At 61.0% G+C, this 2,630-nt stretch carries 4 protein-coding genes; 2 read left to right on the forward strand and 2 right to left on the reverse strand.

Annotated elements, in window-relative coordinates; genetic code table 11:
• Positions 1–54: 54 nt before the first annotated feature.
• Positions 55–738 carry an IS6 family transposase gene (locus tag ACP15W_RS21065; RefSeq protein WP_424934706.1) on the reverse strand — a complete coding sequence of 228 codons (684 nt, stop codon included), beginning with the start codon at positions 736–738 and terminating at the stop codon, positions 55–57.
• A 242-nt stretch (positions 739–980) separates the two neighbouring features.
• On the opposite strand from ACP15W_RS21065, the gene ACP15W_RS21070 reads away from it, so the two are divergent.
• A complete protein-coding gene (locus ACP15W_RS21070; protein ID WP_424934817.1) occupies positions 981–1,565 on the forward strand; it encodes a hypothetical protein in 585 nt (194 codons plus the stop codon).
• 96 nt (positions 1,566–1,661) lie between these two features.
• Here the strand turns inward: ACP15W_RS21070 and ACP15W_RS21075 are convergent, their stop codons facing one another.
• Positions 1,662–1,814 carry a hypothetical protein gene (locus tag ACP15W_RS21075; RefSeq protein WP_424934818.1) on the reverse strand — a complete coding sequence of 51 codons (153 nt, stop codon included), beginning with the start codon at positions 1,812–1,814 and terminating at the stop codon, positions 1,662–1,664.
• 78 nt (positions 1,815–1,892) lie between these two features.
• Between ACP15W_RS21075 and ACP15W_RS21080 the strand changes: the two genes are divergently transcribed.
• Entirely contained in the window at positions 1,893–2,576 is a 684-nt protein-coding gene (locus ACP15W_RS21080) for an IS6 family transposase (RefSeq protein WP_424934706.1), read from the forward strand.
• The last annotated feature ends 54 nt before the right edge of the window (positions 2,577–2,630 follow it).

Raw genomic sequence — 2,630 nt, forward strand, 5'->3', positions numbered from 1 at the left:
GGTTCTGTCGCAAACTTTTGTGGTGGTTGAGGGCAGGCCTTTGTCTGGACACACTTATCCTGCAAGAGCGACGAACTGCTGAAAGGCGGTCTGACCGTTGGCGGCGAGCTGGCCCTTTCGGATCATGTGAGCCGTCTCGATCCCGGCCAGGGTCGCCTGGGCCGCGGCGAAGGATTTGAAGCCCATCATCGGCCGGGTGATCTTCTTGATGAAGCGGTGATCCTGTTCGATGAGGTTGTTGAGGTATTTGACCTGCAGAACCTCGATCAGCCAGAACCAGCCGCTCAGGATCAGCAGGATGTTCATGGTCTCAAGACCCGCCAGGTTCGCTCCGCTCTTGTCGATGACGACCTTGTCCGGCCAGCCGTTGGCTTCGATCGTTCGGGCGAAGAAGGCGGAAGCGGCGGCCTCGTCACGACGCTCCGAGAGCATGAAATCAAGGGTCTTGCCGTCCCGGTCGATGGCCCGGTAATGATAGGTCCACTTGCCCTTCACCTTGATATAGGTCTCGTCCATGCGCCAGGACCGGCAGGTGGCCGACTTGCGCTTCTGCGCCTCTTCGGCGACCAAGGGTGCGTATTTCACCACCCAGCGGTTCAGAGTGGAATGATCCGCCCGAACCCCGCGCTCGAGCAGGATCTCCTCGACATCGCGGTAGGAGACGGCATAGCGGACGTAGAAATACACGGCATACAGGATCACGTCCCTCGGGTAATGGCTGCCCTTGAAATCGATCATACCGCCCACGCGCTTTCCGGACCTTCACCGCGGCGGATATAGCCGCGCAGTCGACGGCGCGAAAGACACCACAAAAGTTTGCGACAGAACCCGACACCCCTGCCGCGACACCAGCCAATGACAGCGCCCCCGAGTTTGGCGACGAGACAACGGACAACGCCCCTGCCCCGGCGCAAAAGCTGTCTCCCAAGCTGCTTGCGGAACTGACCGCCCATCGGACGGCTGCGCTCCGGGCCGAGGTGATGCAGCGCCCGGACATCGCCCTGATCCTGATCGTTCATCGGCTGGCCTTGCAGCATTTCTATCATGACGGGCTGAGCAGCTGTCTCGACCTGCGTGGCCAGAGCGACGACCTGACCCGCCACGGCGACAGCCTGCACACGAATCCCGGCATGGAGGCGCTGCAAGACGCCGCTAACCGCTGGCAGAACGGCTTGCCAAGCGCGGCGGGCGATCTTTGGGATCATCTGCTGGCCCTCGCAAGCAATGATCTGATGGCGCTGCTGGCCTTCCTGACCGCCAGCACCATCGAACCGGCCTGCGCGAGCAGCCGGTCGAAGCGACATGCCGACCAACTGGCCGAAACCCTCGATCTCGACATGACCCGGTACTGGCAAGCCAACCCGGAGACGTTCTTTACCAAGGTGACCAAGGCCGTGATCCTCGACGCAGTCGGCGAAAGCGTGTCTCCGGCAGCGGCGGAGAATCTCGCCAGCCTCAAGAAGGACGCACTGATCGAACACGCGGCCAGTCGCATGGCTGAGACGAACTGGTTGCCTGAAACCCTGCGGCCACTGGACCGTCCAGATACCGAACTGGCTGCCTGACGGCCATCGGGGCGCTCCTCGGAGCGCCCCGAAAATTTTTGCGCTGGCCGCAGGCCAGCGCTTCATTTTAGTATCTAAACGATATCATTATTATATCTATACGGTATCCGTGTTGAGCCGGATCGACAGCCCGGCCAACGCCTCGGCCAGGCGTGGTGCCTTGACCAGCGGTATCGGTGGCTTGCCCGACAGCGCGCGCACAACCCCACGATCATAGACGGCAAGGCAGGCGGCAGGGTTCTGTCGCAAACTTTTGTGGTGTCTTTCGCGCCGTCGACTGCGCGGCTATATCCGCCGCGGTGAAGGTCCGGAAAGCGCGTGGGCGGTATGATCGATTTCAAGGGCAGCCATTACCCGAGGGACGTGATCCTGTATGCCGTGTATTTCTACGTCCGCTATGCCGTCTCCTACCGCGATGTCGAGGAGATCCTGCTCGAGCGCGGGGTTCGGGCGGATCATTCCACTCTGAACCGCTGGGTGGTGAAATACGCACCCTTGGTCGCCGAAGAGGCGCAGAAGCGCAAGTCGGCCACCTGCCGGTCCTGGCGCATGGACGAGACCTATATCAAGGTGAAGGGCAAGTGGACCTATCATTACCGGGCCATCGACCGGGACGGCAAGACCCTTGATTTCATGCTCTCGGAGCGTCGTGACGAGGCCGCCGCTTCCGCCTTCTTCGCCCGAACGATCGAAGCCAACGGCTGGCCGGACAAGGTCGTCATCGACAAGAGCGGAGCGAACCTGGCGGGTCTTGAGACCATGAACATCCTGCTGATCCTGAGCGGCTGGTTCTGGCTGATCGAGGTTCTGCAGGTCAAATACCTCAACAACCTCATCGAACAGGATCACCGCTTCATCAAGAAGATCACCCGGCCGATGATGGGCTTCAAATCCTTCGCCGCGGCCCAGGCGACCCTGGCCGGGATCGAGACGGCTCACATGATCCGAAAGGGCCAGCTCGCCGCCAACGGTCAGACCGCCTTTCAGCAGTTCGTCGCTCTTGCAGGATAAGTGTGTCCAGACAAAGGCCTGCCCTCAACCACCACAAAAGTTTGCGACAGAACC

Origin of the sequence: Amaricoccus macauensis (genome assembly GCF_049800915.1) — a bacterium.
Lineage (GTDB): Bacteria > Pseudomonadota > Alphaproteobacteria > Rhodobacterales > Rhodobacteraceae > Amaricoccus > Amaricoccus macauensis_A.

What these genes read in the sequence shown, in the direction of transcription:
- ACP15W_RS21070 (WP_424934817.1), top strand. Translation starts at nt 981, where the DNA reads ATGCAGCGCCCGGACATCGCCCTGATCCTGATCGTTCATCGGCTGGCC.
- ACP15W_RS21065 (WP_424934706.1), bottom strand. Translation starts at nt 738, where the DNA reads ATGATCGATTTCAAGGGCAGCCATTACCCGAGGGACGTGATCCTGTAT.
- ACP15W_RS21080 (WP_424934706.1), top strand. Translation starts at nt 1,893, where the DNA reads ATGATCGATTTCAAGGGCAGCCATTACCCGAGGGACGTGATCCTGTAT.